Origin of the sequence: Leisingera sp. XS_AS12 (assembly GCF_041224635.1) — a bacterium.
GTDB lineage: Bacteria > Pseudomonadota > Alphaproteobacteria > Rhodobacterales > Rhodobacteraceae > Leisingera.
Genome location: NZ_JBGFGM010000067.1, coordinates 1 through 13,878, shown reverse-complemented (window position 1 = coordinate 13,878; position 13,878 = coordinate 1). Strand labels below are relative to the sequence as shown.

12 protein-coding genes are annotated in these 13,878 nt (G+C 63.5%); 4 read left to right on the top strand and 8 right to left on the bottom strand.

Going from position 1 to position 13,878, the window contains the following annotated elements; translation table 11 throughout:
- Position 1: 1 nt before the first annotated feature.
- Positions 2 to 784 carry a TIGR02186 family protein gene (locus AB9K35_RS03790; protein WP_369924576.1) on the top strand — a complete coding sequence of 261 codons (783 nt, stop codon included), beginning with the start codon at positions 2 to 4 and terminating at the stop codon, positions 782 to 784.
- Between the two features lie 179 nt (positions 785 to 963).
- Here the strand turns inward: AB9K35_RS03790 and AB9K35_RS03785 are convergent, their stop codons facing one another.
- The 6 genes from AB9K35_RS03785 to AB9K35_RS03760 all read right to left on the bottom strand — a co-directional run bounded on the left by AB9K35_RS03785 (position 964) and on the right by AB9K35_RS03760 (position 7,964).
- The gene (locus AB9K35_RS03785) at positions 964 to 1,701 is read right to left on the bottom strand and encodes an SDR family oxidoreductase (RefSeq protein ID WP_369924575.1); all 738 of its coding nucleotides are present in this window, start codon (positions 1,699 to 1,701) and stop codon (positions 964 to 966) included.
- Positions 1,698 to 3,236 (bottom strand): ATP-dependent RecD-like DNA helicase, encoded by a 1,539-nt coding sequence (locus AB9K35_RS03780; protein ID WP_369924574.1) that lies wholly within the window; start codon positions 3,234 to 3,236, stop codon positions 1,698 to 1,700. Before AB9K35_RS03780 ends, AB9K35_RS03785 begins: the two co-directional genes overlap by 4 nt.
- Positions 3,237 to 3,320: 84 nt before the next feature.
- Entirely contained in the window at positions 3,321 to 3,962 is a 642-nt protein-coding gene (locus tag AB9K35_RS03775) for an acyl-homoserine-lactone synthase (RefSeq protein WP_369924573.1), read from the bottom strand.
- 91 nt (positions 3,963 to 4,053) lie between these two features.
- Positions 4,054 to 4,773, bottom strand: a complete 720-nt coding sequence (locus tag AB9K35_RS03770) for an autoinducer binding domain-containing protein (RefSeq protein ID WP_369924572.1) — start codon at positions 4,771 to 4,773, stop codon at positions 4,054 to 4,056.
- A 371-nt stretch (positions 4,774 to 5,144) separates the two neighbouring features.
- Positions 5,145 to 6,431 (bottom strand): crotonyl-CoA carboxylase/reductase, encoded by a 1,287-nt coding sequence (gene ccrA, locus AB9K35_RS03765; protein ID WP_222456271.1) that lies wholly within the window; start codon positions 6,429 to 6,431, stop codon positions 5,145 to 5,147.
- A gap of 111 nt (positions 6,432 to 6,542) precedes the next feature.
- On the bottom strand, positions 6,543 to 7,964 hold the full coding sequence (locus tag AB9K35_RS03760; protein WP_369924571.1) for a 1-acyl-sn-glycerol-3-phosphate acyltransferase: 1,422 nt from the start codon (positions 7,962 to 7,964) through the stop codon (positions 6,543 to 6,545).
- A gap of 174 nt (positions 7,965 to 8,138) precedes the next feature.
- On the opposite strand from AB9K35_RS03760, the gene AB9K35_RS03755 reads away from it, so the two are divergent.
- The 3 genes from AB9K35_RS03755 to deoD all read left to right on the top strand — a co-directional run bounded on the left by AB9K35_RS03755 (position 8,139) and on the right by deoD (position 11,262).
- Positions 8,139 to 10,106, top strand: a complete 1,968-nt coding sequence (locus AB9K35_RS03755) for a methylmalonyl-CoA mutase family protein (protein ID WP_369924570.1) — start codon at positions 8,139 to 8,141, stop codon at positions 10,104 to 10,106.
- 117 nt (positions 10,107 to 10,223) lie between these two features.
- The gene (locus AB9K35_RS03750; RefSeq protein WP_222456274.1) at positions 10,224 to 10,541 is read left to right on the top strand and encodes an H-NS histone family protein; all 318 of its coding nucleotides are present in this window, start codon (positions 10,224 to 10,226) and stop codon (positions 10,539 to 10,541) included.
- A 16-nt stretch (positions 10,542 to 10,557) separates the two neighbouring features.
- Positions 10,558 to 11,262: a purine-nucleoside phosphorylase gene (deoD, locus tag AB9K35_RS03745; RefSeq protein ID WP_369924569.1), complete on the top strand. Its 705-nt coding sequence runs from the start codon at positions 10,558 to 10,560 to the stop codon at positions 11,260 to 11,262.
- Between the two features lie 176 nt (positions 11,263 to 11,438).
- On the opposite strand, the gene AB9K35_RS03740 is transcribed toward deoD, so the two are convergent.
- Together AB9K35_RS03740 and AB9K35_RS03735 are read right to left on the bottom strand one after the other, a co-directional pair.
- Positions 11,439 to 12,296 carry an urea carboxylase-associated family protein gene (locus AB9K35_RS03740; protein ID WP_369924568.1) on the bottom strand — a complete coding sequence of 286 codons (858 nt, stop codon included), beginning with the start codon at positions 12,294 to 12,296 and terminating at the stop codon, positions 11,439 to 11,441.
- Positions 12,297 to 12,368: 72 nt separating this feature from the next.
- Entirely contained in the window at positions 12,369 to 13,544 is a 1,176-nt protein-coding gene (locus AB9K35_RS03735; RefSeq protein ID WP_369924567.1) for a type III PLP-dependent enzyme, read from the bottom strand.
- Positions 13,545 to 13,878 lie beyond the last annotated feature (334 nt).

The window sequence follows — 13,878 nt, the reverse complement described above, 5'->3', positions numbered from 1 at the left end:
AATGCGCAAGCTGCTGCTGCCCGCCCTTGCCGCTGCCGCGCTGCTGCTGCCGCAGACCGCCGCCCAGGCCGCCAAGGAGGAGGTCGTTCTGGGCCTCAGCCAGGACCGCGTCGCGATCACCGCCACGTTCGATGGCTCCGAGATCCTCGTGTTCGGCGCAGTGAAACGCGAAACACCGATACCGGTGGATGACCCGCTGGAGGTTGTCGTGACGGTCTCCGGCCCGGCACCCGCGGTGATGGTGCGTCGCAAGGAAAAGAAGCTCGGCATCTGGGTCAACGCCGACAGCGTATTGGTTGATTCCGCACCGGCCTTTTACGCGGTGGCCACCAGCGCGCCGTTTGACGAGGTGCTAACTGATACCGAGGACCTGCGCCACCGCATCTCGATCGAGCGGGCGATCCGCTCGGTCGGCGCCGCGATGCACATTCGCGGCGCCCAGGATTTCGCCGATGCGGTGGTGCGTATCCGCGAGAAAAACGGCCTCTATTCGTTGCGGGAGAACACCGTGGCGGTGGATGAGCAGACCCTGTTCCGCACCGCCATCCGGATGCCCGCGAACCTGACCGAAGGCACCTATGCGACCCGTATCTTCCTGACCCGTGGCGGCGAGGTGGTCTCCAGCTACGAAACCGCCATCGACGTGCGCAAAGTCGGGCTGGAAAAGTTCCTCTACGCCCTGTCGCGCGAACAGCCCTTTCTCTATGGGCTGATGTCGCTGGCAATTGCCATCGCCGCCGGCTGGGGCGCCTCCGCCGCCTTCAGCCTGATCAGGAACCGCTGACAGGGGCTCTGCCCCTCTTGGCCTTGCGGCCAATTCTCCCCGGAGTATTTGCGGAAAGATGAAGCCCGGTGTTTCGCCTTTCCAAAAATACTCCGGCCGGAGGCCCGCTGCGCATCAGCGCAGCGCCACGCCCAATGGGAGCGGCGCATCCCAGATGCGCCAGCGACGGGCGGGAGCGCCTAGCCGCGGCCGATATAGGGCATCTTGGTGGCCATCACCGTCATGAACTGCACGTTGGCCTCCAACGGCAGATTGGCCATATGCAGCACCGAACGCGCCGCATCTTCGACTGCAAAGCTCTGCATCGGCGCCGCCTCGGGATCGGCGGCGGCCTGACGCTGGCTCAACTCTTCCACCATTGGCGTGCGGGCATTGCCGATGTCGATCTGGCCGCAGGCGATGTCAAACGCGCGGCCGTCCAGAGACAGGCTTTTGGTGAGGCCCGTGATCGCCGCCTTGGTCGCGGCATAAGGCGCGCTCTGCGGTCTGGGGACATGCGCGGCGATGGAGCCGTTGTTGATGATCCGCCCACCCTGCGGCGCCTGCTGCCGCATCTGCCGGAACGCTGCGCGGGCGGCAAGGAACATGCCGTTGAGATTGACGTTCACCGAGGCGAACCAGTCGTCCAGCGGGATTTCGTCAATGGTGCCGGGCGGCGTGAAAATGCCTGCATTGTTGAACAGCACATCCAGCCGCCCCGCGGTCATGGCAAAGCTGTTCACGGCGTGATCCACCGCTGCCGGGTCGGTCACATCGGCCGCCAGCACATGCGCGTTGGCATGGCCCTGCGCCACCTCCTGCAGCTTGTGGGCTCGACGCGCCAGCAGACCAACCTGCCAGCCTTCGGCCAGGAACAGTTCAGCCACCGCGCGGCCGATACCGGAGCTCGCGCCGGTAATCAGGATCGATTGCGTCATGCCGGGGTGTCCTCCTGTACGTCCAAAGTCAGTGCCGCCGCCGGGACCGCTTTCAGGTCATCCACACGCAACGGGCCGCTGGGTTTGGCCAGACGATTGCGCACCACCCAGATCAGCCGCTCCTGCGCCCGGGTGATGGCGACATAGGCCAGACGTTTCCACAAGGGCTGCCCTGCTTCGACCCGGCCCATTCGGGCGGCGGCATAGATGTCGGGTGCGAAGACCTGCGTGGTGTCCCACTGCGAGCCCTGCGCCTTGTGGATGGTAACCGCCGCGCCGTGCAGAAAAGTGGCCCCCATGCGCGCGGCATAGGGGATGAAGGGCTCTTCCTCATCCGGTTTCTCGATCTTGACGATCGACGCCGCCGACACCTGCGGATCCTCTGCCCCCATCACGTGCAGCCGCGAAAAACCGGGTTTGCGCCCTGCCCCGAGAAAAATCACCTGCGCGCCCTTGATCAGGCCGCGCGCCTCAAGATCGAGGCGTTTCTTGCGATGCTTGATCGGCAACTCGATACCGTCGCAGATCAGCGGCTCGCCCTCGATCAGGGCATCTTCCGGCGCGCCATGCACGGCGCGGAAGGCATTGATCAGCCGGATGCGGGTGTTGTTGCGCCACACCAGAACCGGTGAGCGCGCCATCAGGTCGACCTCGACCCGCTGGCCCCAGACTACCCGCTCATCGCGGCGGGCGGTGTCCTCGATCATCCGCTCGAAATCCTCGAACCCCAGCTGCGGATCGGCCAACGCATGCGCCAGATCCAGGATCGGGTTGCCCGCCTCCTGACGGTGGATGCGGTTCAGGATCAGGCGGCGCGGCTCCGGCAGCGCGTCGAACACCATCGAGCCGGACTGGTTGACCGGCGCCAGCTGCGCCGGATCTCCGAACAGGATGAGGTTGGGGAAGATCTCCTTCAGATCCTCGAACTGGCGGTCGTCCAGCATCGAAGCCTCATCGACAAAACCGATATCCAGCGGCTCTTCGCGCCGCTTCCAGCCGGTGATGAAGTCCGAGCCACGCAAACCCGCGGCAGCCAGCGCACCGGGGATCGACTTGTTCTTTTCGTAGAACGCCGCCGCGCGCGCCAAGGCCTCTTCGGTCAAGCCCTCGATCTCGGGCTGATCGCCCTGCCCGGCCAGCCATTCGGCGATCTTCTCGAACTCCGGGTCATAAACCGGGGTATAGAGGATGCGATGGATGGTGGTGGCCGGCACCCCGCGCAGTCGCAGAACGCTGGCCGCCTTGTTGGTGGGTGCCAGAATCGCCAACGTGCGACGGTCGTCACTTTTCTTGCGGCTCTCGTAATCGCCCGAGACAACCTCGACCCCGGCCTGTTCCAGCGCCTTGTACAGTTCCGCCAGCAGCAGCGTCTTGCCCGAGCCCGCCTTGCCAATCACCGCCATCACCCCGGCATCGCCGCGCGGCGGGTGCAAAAGCCCGTCATCAAGGTCAATTCCCGCCTGGCGCAGGAGCTCGGTCACGCTGTCATAAGCGGTGGCCTGATCATCGGAAAACTGTACGGGCAAGGTGGTCATGGCGCGACACTACAGCCGCGGAGCCGGGTCCGCCAGAGGCTCCCGGCTCCGCCGTGTGCTTTGCAGACTGCGCCCGGTGCCGGGTCAGGCCGTGAGCGGCAGCGCCGGTGACGCGGCGACGCCGCCGAACGCTCGGTCGAACCACAGTTGCGACAGCTCGGGCGCGATCCCGGCCTTTGCCGCCACCCTCAGGTAGACCTCCGGGCTGTACTCCCACAACCCCAGACAGATCCGTTCACGGCCTTCGCCGCTGCTGCCGATCACCTCGGGACAGAAACCAAGGCCGCGATAGACCCGCACCATGCGTCGGTCAAAGACACCGGCGAAGTGGCGCAGATGGAAGTTGCGCATGATTTCCACGCCGCCCAGGGTCAGCGCCCCGGCAACAGATCCCCCCGCCTTGCGCGACAGGCAGAACCGAGTGCATTCCCAGATCAGCGGGCTGCACACTGGCACCCCACCCGCCAATTCCAGAAACACGTCGTTGACCATCACCGGCCCTGTGGTGGGCAAAAACCGCATCGAGCCGCAGTGACGGCCATCGGGCATCTCCCAGATCACATAGAGCGGATCCAGCGCATCATACTCATCGCGCTCCTCTCCCTGCGCGTCGACCTGCACCTCCCAGCCCAGCCGGGTTCGGAACTGGTCCGCCCGGTCGCGGAACATGGACCGGGCCAGCAAGGCGTGGTTGTTCAGGTCATGGCCATAGATGTAACGAAGCATGATATAGTCCCCTTCTGGTGAACAGTGGGGACAGCTTACGCGATTTCTTACAATTTCAGGCTGTGTCGAACGCGGTGCGCACACCCAGAGATCACACGACGATCAACCCCAGGGACAAGGCACGCGCAATCGCGTGAGTGGTGTTGATCGCGCCCAGTTTGAAACGCGCGCTTTCGATGTAGACGCGCAGGGTATGTTCTGAGATTGCCAGCGTTTGCGCCACTTGCGCGCGACTGTAGCCAATGGCCAGAAGGGTCAGCGCGTCCACCTCGCGCGGGGACAGCGGCTGGGTCTGTTCTGGCGTGCGGTTGGGTTCGAACTCCAGCGCCTTTCGGTTGAAGTAATGCCCCATCAGGATCAGCTCCCGACCGAATTTCTCGGTCAGTTTTTCCCAGGTTGCATCGTCGCAATTGTGGCTGACCGTGAAAACCGCGAACTGGCCGTTGGGACCGCGGATCGGGATCGAATAGCCCTGATTGCCAACCCCATGTTCCAACGCGTCTTTTAGGAATTCCCGCGCTGGTTTCGGCGACCAGTCAAGCCGCTTCCAGTCCACCGGGTGAAAGCGCTGGTAGCATCCCACCACGACAGGGTCGACCCGCACATAGGCCCGCTCCTGGTAGCGTTGCACCCAGTCCTGCGGGTAGGTTCCGAAATAATAGTGGTCGCCGGCACTGTCGACCCAATGATACATGGCGTGGTCGACACCAAACACCTCGCAGACCTGCTCGATGATCTGCTGCAGACCGTCCAGCATGTCGGTCGCGTCAAGTGCTTCCAGAATGCGATCCAGGTCTGCCTTGCTAGCCATGTCGTGCCGCTGTCGCCCTCGCGAGTCTGCCCAGTTGGTTTTTGCAACCCGTGGCAGCATCCGGGCTGCGACGTGGTTCGACCACCTTGTGCCGCGCCCGACACGGAACAGTCAACGGCAAGCGCCGAGTTTAGCGCAAATCCGGACAGACCTGACGCAAATCCGAACAAGACGGTCGAAATCCGTTCAAGATGCGCGAGGCCCAAACTCCCCCGGAATAGCGAAAGCACTCAGTTCAAGCCATTGAAATTGTTATCTCAGTCAGAAAAAGAACCTGCGAATCACCTCAGTGACTCGCAGGTCGCCGACGACCCGGGGAGATCGCCAACCAGGCGCGGCCGACCCTTGGCTCGGCCGACAGGGAGATACGATCAGCTGTTGCTCTCCAGCACGTCCTGAAGCGTCCGCATGCCGGTTTTCGGCGCTTGCACCAGCACCGACATGTTGCCCGGCAGATGCTCGTTGCGCATCATCTTCATGTGGGCTTCGGGCAGATCGGCCCAGGCAAAGACCTCGGACATGCAGGGGTCCAGACGGCGCTCGACCATCAGCTTGTTGGCAGCGGCGGCCTGCTTCAGATGCGCAAAGTGCGAGCCCTGCAGGCGCTTCTGATGCATCCACATGTAGCGGACGTCGAAGGTCAGGTTATAGCCGGTGGTACCCGCGCAGATCACAACCATACCGCCCTTCTTCACCACGAAGGTGGAGACCGGGAAGGTCGCCTCGCCGGGATGCTCGAACACCATGTCGACGTTCACGCCCTTGCCGGTGATGTCCCAGATCGCCTTGCCGAACTTGCGGGCTTCCTTGAACCACTCGGCATATTCCGGCGTGTTCACCGTGGGCAGCTGGCCCCAGCAGTTGAAGTCCTTGCGGTTCAGCACGCCCTTGGCACCGAGGCCCATCACGAAGTCGCGCTTGCTCTCGTCCGAGATCACGCCGATGGCATTGGCGCCGGCGGTGTTGATCAGCTGGATCGCGTAGGAGCCAAGACCGCCCGAGGCGCCCCAGACCAGCACGTTCTGGCCCGGCTTCAGGTCGTGCGGCTCATGGCCGAACAGCATCCGGTAGGCGGTTGCCAGCGTCAGCGTGTAGCAGGCGCTTTCTTCCCAGGTCAGGTGCTTGGGTCGCGGCATCAGCTGCTGCGCCTGCACATTGGTGAACTGGGCAAAGGACCCGTCCGGCGTCTCGTAACCCCAGATCCGCTGGCTGGGGGAGTACATCGGGTCGCCGCCGTTGCATTCCTCGTCGTCGCCGTCGTCCTGGTTGCAGTGGATCACCACTTCGTCACCGACCTTCCAGCGGGTAACCTTGGAACCAACCGCCCAGACGATGCCCGAGGCGTCAGACCCGGCGATATGATAGGGGGCCTTGTGGCCATCAAACGGCGAGATCGGCGTGCCGAGGGAGGCCCAGACGCCATTGTAGTTGACGCCCGCTGCCATCACCAGAACCAGCACCTCGTTGCTGTCCAGCTCCGGCACGTCGACCACTTCCTGCACCATCGCGGTGTCCGGCTCGCCGTGGCGTTCCTTGCGGATGGCCCAGGCATACATCTTCTTGGGGACGTAACCCATCGGGGGGATTTCCCCCACTTCATAGAGATCCTTTTCGGGCGCCTCGTAAGACATGACGTCAGTCTGGGTATCCAATGCCATGACGGCCTCCTTTGCATCCAGGTTTTGCCGCAGTGCAGAATCGCGGCGATTACCTAGTGGATAAAATTCACCAAGCAACATTGCAACAACTTTTGCTCAGTTTGTGAAATTTTATAACCCAGCAGATGCAGCATTGCCTTTAGCAGGTGCAGCATCACCCGCCCCGCAGCCGTCGTCTGCGGGCAACAGATGGCGGATTGAATTGGCATAGAACTCCAGCAGTCCCAGCCGCGCCGGGTCCGGCACCAACCGGTCATCCTCACAGGTCACCAGCTTCCGGCGGCGCAGGTGCTCCACCCCCTCGCCCGCGGCTTTACAGGCCTCCTGCGGTGGCAGGTGCAACCTCGCCACTGGAAGAGCCGTGATCCACTTCTGCACCTGCGCCTCGATCTCGGCGCGGGTCTGGGGCCCATGACGACACAGCGCTGCCGCAACCAGTGGCACCGGCAGCACCGGCACAATGGTGCTGATCCGCGCCATCAACTCCTGTGCCAGCGGCTCGGTCGGGTCACCCGCCTGCGTGGCAGCAAACCCGCTGAGGCTCAGCGGTGCGCCAACCGTTACGGCAGCGCGGCCAGCCCGCCGATAGCGCCCTGTGAGCCAACGCCACAGCTGCCGCAGCAACCGCAGGGCCACCACGCCGATGCGGGCCTTGAACCGGCGCTCCCCGGCGCGCGCGGCGTCTTGCAGGATCTGGTCCTCCAGCACCCGATCGTAATTCAGGGCCACCGGGACAAAGACCACGTCGCGCCCCTTCGGGTCGCGCGCCTCGACAATGTATTTCAGCAATCCCAGCCTCGGTGCAGCCAGCGCGCCATCCAGGCTCAGCCCGCCCTCCGGGAACATCGCCTGCGTCGAGCCACCGCGCGTAGCCATCCCCACATAGGCCGCCAGCACCTTGCGATACAAATCATTGCGCGAGCGGCGGCGGATGAAATAGGCACCCATCGCCCGGATCAGCCGCGACAGCGGCCAGACCCGCGCCCATTCGCCCACCGCATAGGACAATGCCGACCGCCGTGCGGCCAGGTAGGTCACCAGCACGTAGTCCATGTTGGAACGGTGGTTCATTACGAACACGACCGTCGCCTCGGGATCGATGTCACTCAGCGCACCGGGCTGCTGCTGCGCCAGGCGGACGTCGTAAATGCTGTTCGACAGCAATCGCGCCGCCCGCGCCGCAAAGCTGAAATAGGCAAAGGCGGAGAACCCCGGCACGATTTCGCGCGCGTAGCGGCGCACCTGCTCAAAGGCGACGTTCTCGGGAATCCCCTCGGCGCGGGCATGATCCGCCGCCGCCTGGGTCACCTGCGGATCGTGGATCAGCCGCTGGATCATGTCGTAGCGCCGGATCAGCTTGAACGGCTCGATCGGGCGCTCCAGCCGCTGGTTCAACCGCGCCACCGCGCGCTCCAGCCGCCGCCGCACGAACCAGCGCACGGAGGGAAACAGAAAATGCGAGGCAAAGGTCACCGCGGCGAAGCCGAGGATCAGCACGAAAAGCCACAGCGGAAGTTCCACGGTCTGCGTCATACACCGACAGTTGCCGATGGCTGCCGCCATTACAACCGCCAAGCCTCCAGCCCCTCAGATCTGCGGCTTCGCTCGACATTGCCGCAACGCAGCGAATTGACATGGGTCTAAAATTGCAGTTTAGATCCCATTGGCGAAATAAAATTACCCACTAACTGACTCGCGAGGTCCCCGATGCCGCAGATGCAAAAAGACCGCCCCTGGCTGATCCGCACCTATGCCGGACATTCCACCGCCAAGGCCTCGAACGCACTTTACCGCTCAAACCTCGCGAAGGGGCAGACCGGGTTGTCGGTCGCCTTCGACCTGCCCACGCAGACCGGGTATGACAGCGATCACGTGCTGGCGCGCGGCGAGGTCGGCAAGGTCGGCGTGCCGATCTGCCATCTCGGCGACATGCGCACGCTGTTCGACCAGATGCCGCTCGAGGAGATGAACACCTCGATGACGATCAACGCCACCGCGCCGTGGCTGCTGGCCCTGTATATCGCGGTGGCCGAGGAACAGGGCGCGGATGTGTCCAAGCTGCAAGGCACGGTGCAGAACGACCTGATCAAGGAATATCTGAGCCGCGGCACCTATGTCTGCCCGCCCAAGCCCAGCCTGCGGATGATCGCGGATGTGGCCGAATACTGCTACACCAACGTGCCGAAATGGAACCCGATGAACGTCTGCTCCTACCACCTGCAGGAAGCCGGCGCGACGCCGGAGCAGGAGCTGGCCTTTGCATTGGCCACCGCGCAGGCGGTGCTGGACGAGCTGCGACCGCGCATCGCGCCAGAGGATTTCCCGGCCATGGTCGGGCGCATCTCTTTCTTCGTGAATGCGGGCATCCGGTTCATCACCGAGATGTGCAAGATGCGCGCCTTCGTCGACCTGTGGGATGAAATCAGCCGCGACCGTTACGGCGTGGAGGACCCGAAGTTCCGCCGCTTCCGCTACGGCGTGCAGGTGAACTCGCTCGGGCTGACCGAACAGCAGCCGGAGAACAACGTCTACCGGATCCTGATCGAGATGCTGGCGGTGACGCTGTCGAAAAAGGCGCGCGCCCGCGCGGTGCAGCTGCCCGCCTGGAACGAGGCGCTTGGCCTGCCCCGCCCCTGGGACCAGCAGTGGTCGATGCGGATGCAGCAGATCCTCGCGTATGAGACCGACCTTCTGGAATACGGCGACCTTTTTGACGGCAACCCGGTGGTCGATGCCAAGGTCGAGGAATTGAAGGCGGGGGCCCGCGCCGAACTCGCCAATCTGGAATCCATGGGCGGCGCCGTCGCCTCGATCGAGTATATGAAAGGCCGCCTCGTCGACTCCAATGCCGAGCGTCTGAACCGTATCGAACGCAATGAAACCGTCGTGGTCGGCGTCAACAAGTGGACCGAAGGCGAACCCTCGCCGCTGCAAACCGAGGATGGCGGCATCATGGTCGTGGATCCCGCTGTGGAACAAGAGCAGGTCGACCGCCTGAACATCTGGCGGCGAGAGCGAAACGAGGACGCGGTGCAATCGGCCCTCGCCAGCCTGCGGGCGGCGGCGCAAAACGGTGACAATATCATGGAGCCGTCAATTGCGGCGGCCAAGGCCGGGGTGACCACTGGCGAATGGGCCGAGGAGATGCGGCGCGTCCACGGCACCTACCGCGGCCCCACCGGCGTGTCGGCCTCGGTATCGAACAAGACCGAAGGGCTGGATGAATTGCGCGCGGCAGTCGACAGCGTCAGCGACGCACTCGGCCGCCGGATCAAGTTCGTGGTCGGCAAACCGGGCCTGGACGGCCATTCCAACGGCGCCGAGCAGATCGCCTTCCGCGCCCGCGACTGCGGCATGGACATCACCTATGACGGCATCCGCATGACCCCCGCCGAACTGGTCGAAGCCGCCCAGAAAGACGATGCCCATGTGGTGGGCTTGTCGATCCTGTCCGGTAGCCACCTGCCACTGGTCGAGGATCTGATGCAGCGCATGCGCGACGCCGGCCTTGGCCACGTCCCGGTGATCGTGGGTGGAATCATTCCCGACGAAGATGCGAAAAAGCTCAAATCGTTCGGCGTTGCCCGGGTCTATACACCCAAGGATTTCGAGCTCAATGCAATTATGAGTGACATTGTCGAACTTGCAAAGCCACCGGAAATTGCAGCCTACTGATCTTTCCTGCGCAATTTTCCGCGAGCGACAAAGAAAAAGCTAAACCGAATTCGAAATTCGGTCCATAAAGAATGGCACACCGGCTTTTCCGGAGTGCCATTTATCATGGAGTAAGAAATGACGCTCGATCTTTCGAAAATGACAAGAAAAGAACTGCTCCAGCTGCAAGGTGATGTAGAGGAAGCCCTGCGCACCGCCGAATTGCGGGAACGTCAGGAAGCCCTGAAAGCGGCCGAAGAAGCGGCCGCGAAATACGGTTTCTCACTGGACGAAATTGCCAATGGTCCCCGCCCGGGTGGCAAGAAAACAAAAGCAGCCCCCAAGTATCGCAACCCGAACAATCCCGAAGAAACCTGGACCGGCCGCGGTCGCAAACCGCATTGGGTCCACGCCGCATTGACCGCCGGAATGGACATTTCCGATCTGGAAATCTGAACCAAGGGAAACGCAAATGACAGTTCATATCGGCGCTGCGAAGGGTGAAATCGCGGAAACCGTGCTGATGCCGGGGGATCCCTATCGCGCCAAATGGGCGGCGGAGACCTTTCTCAGCGACGCGGTTCTCGTCAATGAAGTGCGCGGCATGCTGGGCTACACCGGCACCTGGAACGGCCACCGCGTGACCATCCAGGGTAGCGGCATGGGCATGCCCTCATTGTCGATCTACGCCAACGAGCTTATCCGCGACTACGGCGCAAAGACCCTGATCCGCATCGGCTCCTGTGGCGGCATGCAGGAAAAGGTCAAGGTCCGCGACGTGATCCTCGCCATGACGGCAACCACCGTTCACAGCCCCTCCAGCAGTATTTTCCGCGAGGTGAATTTTGCCCCCTGTGCCGATTGGGGCTTGCTTCAGGCTGCTGCAAAAGCCGCCGCAACCCGTGACGTGGCCACCCATGTGGGCGGCATCTATTCCTCGGATGTCTTTTACGACGAGCGTCCGGATCTGAATGAACAGATGGTGCGGCATGGCATTCTCGGCGTCGAAATGGAGGCCGCGGAACTTTATACCCTGGCCGCGCGTTACGATTGCCGCGCCTTGGCGGTCTTGACCGTTTCCGACCATTTGCAAACAGGCGAGGCGCTGCCGTCCGGTCAGCGCGAGCGCAGCTTTGGCGACATGGTTGAAATTGCACTCGAGGCCGCGTTTCGCTGAATGCCCCTGTCACGCGCCGCGTAAGGGTCCGACCCTGGCATTGTTGATTATGGGCAGAGGCGCGACCTCTGCCCTTTTCATTTGCCCTGTGGGATCGCGTCAATTGCAACAGGCGAGCTGTCCGGTTTGCGAAATGCCATCACCTGCCGGGCCGCGGGTGTTCCCTCTGCCCTGTCTCACCCTCGCCCGTGGCTGCGGTCATAGCCATTAACCGCGGGCGGCCGCCAGTTCGCCAGCTCATCGGAAGATGGCGCAAAAACCTCTACCAACATCGGGAAGCAGGCGGCGGTGTCGCTGGAATGCTCCGCCGAACAATCACCACCCGGACAGGCACTGAGCGCGCCCAGCAAGTCGATCTCCGCGAAAAACTCAAGGTAGTCACCGGGGCGAACCGGACTTGCCTTCATGAAATACTGGCCGGTGTCGCGGGTAAAGCCTGTGCACATAAAGACGTTGAGAACGTCGTGCACATGCGGCTCGGCCTCCGCCAGCGGCAGCCGCAGGTGATCCGCCAGCGCCCGGGTCAGGTTGGAGTGGCAGCAGTGGTGATACTGGCTGCCCGACAGCAGGTTGCCGGTATAGGGGTCACAGCGTGTCCCGATCACGTCGTGAACCGAGCCGCCGAATTCATCAATGCCATACCACCCCAGGGTGTCCTCGACGATGGTGGCCATCGGGCGCAGGTAGGGAAAGCTGCTCCACAGGCGCTCGCCGGTGCTCACATGGGTGCCGTGCAATGCGCGGGTCTTGCCGGAATAGAAGCGCTCTGACAGGTTGTTGCGGTTCCACAGGTTGAGATCCCCCACCTGTGGCCCCTCGATCGAGGTGATGCGGAAGAAATGCCCGGCTGGCACCTCGAAACAGGCCGCCTCGCGGGGGTCGACGCGCTGCTCCGCCGTTTTCACCGCCCCCTGTCGCGCCCGTCGGTATAGCGGCAGATCCGGCTCCGGCAGGCTGTCATTGGGATAGCAGATGACCGGGCGGACGGCGCGGCGGGCCTGCGCATCATCGGGCGCGGAGGGAGTGTCTGTCATGGGGCAAACCTTTCTCAATGCTTGCCCCATCAAGACTGCTTCGTGGCCGGGCTGCAAGCCCCGCCGCCAGTCTCAGATCACCACGACATCCAGCGGCGGGAAGCCATTGAAGCCAACCGAGGCATAGGTCGAGGTATAGGCCCCGCAGCTGTGGATCACCACGCGGTCCCCGGCTTTCAGGCCCAACGGCAGCTGGTAGGGGATGCGCTCATACAGCACATCGGCACTGTCGCAGGACGGGCCGGCCAGGATGCAGGGACCTGTCGGCTCATGGTCGCGCTCGGTGGTGATGCGATAGCGAATTGCCTCGCCCATGGTCTCGGCAAGACCCGAGAACATGCCGATGTCCAGATAGGCCCAGCGATGCAGGTCGTCAGCGTCCTTCCGCGACACCAGCAGGACCTCTGCCGCGATGGCACCGGCCTCGGCGACCAGACCGCGCCCCGGCTCGGCCATGATCTGCGGCACTTCGCCAAAGCGCTCCGTCACCAGCGCCATGACCGCGCGGGCATAATCCTCTGCGGGCAGCATTTCGGCACCGTAAGAGGCCGGGAAGCCGCCACCGATGTTCAGCAGCTGCAGGTCATGGCCGGCCGCACGCGCCTGGTGCCAGACGGCGGCCACCTGATCCAGCGTCCCCGCCCACATCTGCGGCGCCCGCGTCTGGGAGCCGACGTGGAACGACAGCCCGGCCACGACCAGACCGGCGTCACGCGCCTGGTCCATCAGCTTCAGGACCATCTCGGCCGAGCTGCCGAACTTGCGGCTCAGCGGCCAATCGGCCTCGGTGTTGTCGACCAGCATGCGCAGGTAGACGCTGGCCCCGGGCGCATGCTCGGCCAGCTTGTCCAGTTCCTCTGCCGCATCGGCAGCAAAATGGGTGATCCCGAGGCGGTGGGCATAGGCGATATCCGTCGGCCGTTTGATGGTGTTGCCAAAGCTGATCTGCTCCGGCTGCGCCCCGGCGGCCAGGCACATGTCGATCTCGGCACGGCTTGCGGCGTCAAAGTTTGCCCCCTCGGCCACCAGCCGCTGCAGGATGCCCGGAGCCGGGTTGGCCTTGACCGCATAGTGGATGCGCGCACGCCCCAGGCCACGCGCCAATGCGTGGTATTTCGCCGCAACGGCCTCGGCGTCAACCACCAGCGTCGGCCGGTCGAACCGGTTGGAGGCGATGTAGCTCAGGGTGCGGGATACGAATTCACAGTTGCGGGCGGTCAGCCCGGCTACGTTTGCGTTCATGGTCATCTCCAATAGACCCGGCCGAATACGGCCGCTCAGTGCTGTCAGAGACGTTACCGTCGCTACGTAACCTTAGGGGCGTGACCCCTTTCGCCAGAGGCGCGTGCGTTGGCGTCTTGGCGGCCCATATCTGGCAAACCGACGAGTCGTTCAAGTGTTTTTTGCATCGCCCCGCCGGTTTTGCAGATCAGTGATGCGCTCCCGCCTGCGCCCCGGTCCTTGGACAAGGACCGTCCGCAGTTGGGCCCGGGGGGAGAAACAAGGGGGGGGGGGGGGGAAAAAGAAAAAAAAAAAGGAAGGCACCAAACCCACCGACCCGCTCCTCCTCCCCCCCCCCCCC

What these genes read in the sequence shown, in the direction of transcription:
- AB9K35_RS03760 (WP_369924571.1), bottom strand. Translation starts at nt 7,964, where the DNA reads ATGACGCAGACCGTGGAACTTCCGCTGTGGCTTTTCGTGCTGATCCTC.
- AB9K35_RS03755 (WP_369924570.1), top strand. Translation starts at nt 8,139, where the DNA reads ATGCCGCAGATGCAAAAAGACCGCCCCTGGCTGATCCGCACCTATGCC.
- AB9K35_RS03750 (WP_222456274.1), top strand. Translation starts at nt 10,224, where the DNA reads ATGACGCTCGATCTTTCGAAAATGACAAGAAAAGAACTGCTCCAGCTG.
- AB9K35_RS03770 (WP_369924572.1), bottom strand. Translation starts at nt 4,773, where the DNA reads ATGGCTAGCAAGGCAGACCTGGATCGCATTCTGGAAGCACTTGACGCG.
- AB9K35_RS03740 (WP_369924568.1), bottom strand. Translation starts at nt 12,296, where the DNA reads ATGACAGACACTCCCTCCGCGCCCGATGATGCGCAGGCCCGCCGCGCC.
- AB9K35_RS03785 (WP_369924575.1), bottom strand. Translation starts at nt 1,701, where the DNA reads ATGACGCAATCGATCCTGATTACCGGCGCGAGCTCCGGTATCGGCCGC.
- deoD (WP_369924569.1), top strand. Translation starts at nt 10,558, where the DNA reads ATGACAGTTCATATCGGCGCTGCGAAGGGTGAAATCGCGGAAACCGTG.
- AB9K35_RS03775 (WP_369924573.1), bottom strand. Translation starts at nt 3,962, where the DNA reads ATGCTTCGTTACATCTATGGCCATGACCTGAACAACCACGCCTTGCTG.
- AB9K35_RS03735 (WP_369924567.1), bottom strand. Translation starts at nt 13,544, where the DNA reads ATGACCATGAACGCAAACGTAGCCGGGCTGACCGCCCGCAACTGTGAA.
- AB9K35_RS03780 (WP_369924574.1), bottom strand. Translation starts at nt 3,236, where the DNA reads ATGACCACCTTGCCCGTACAGTTTTCCGATGATCAGGCCACCGCTTAT.
- AB9K35_RS03790 (WP_369924576.1), top strand. Translation starts at nt 2, where the DNA reads ATGCGCAAGCTGCTGCTGCCCGCCCTTGCCGCTGCCGCGCTGCTGCTG.
- ccrA (WP_222456271.1), bottom strand. Translation starts at nt 6,431, where the DNA reads ATGGCATTGGATACCCAGACTGACGTCATGTCTTACGAGGCGCCCGAA.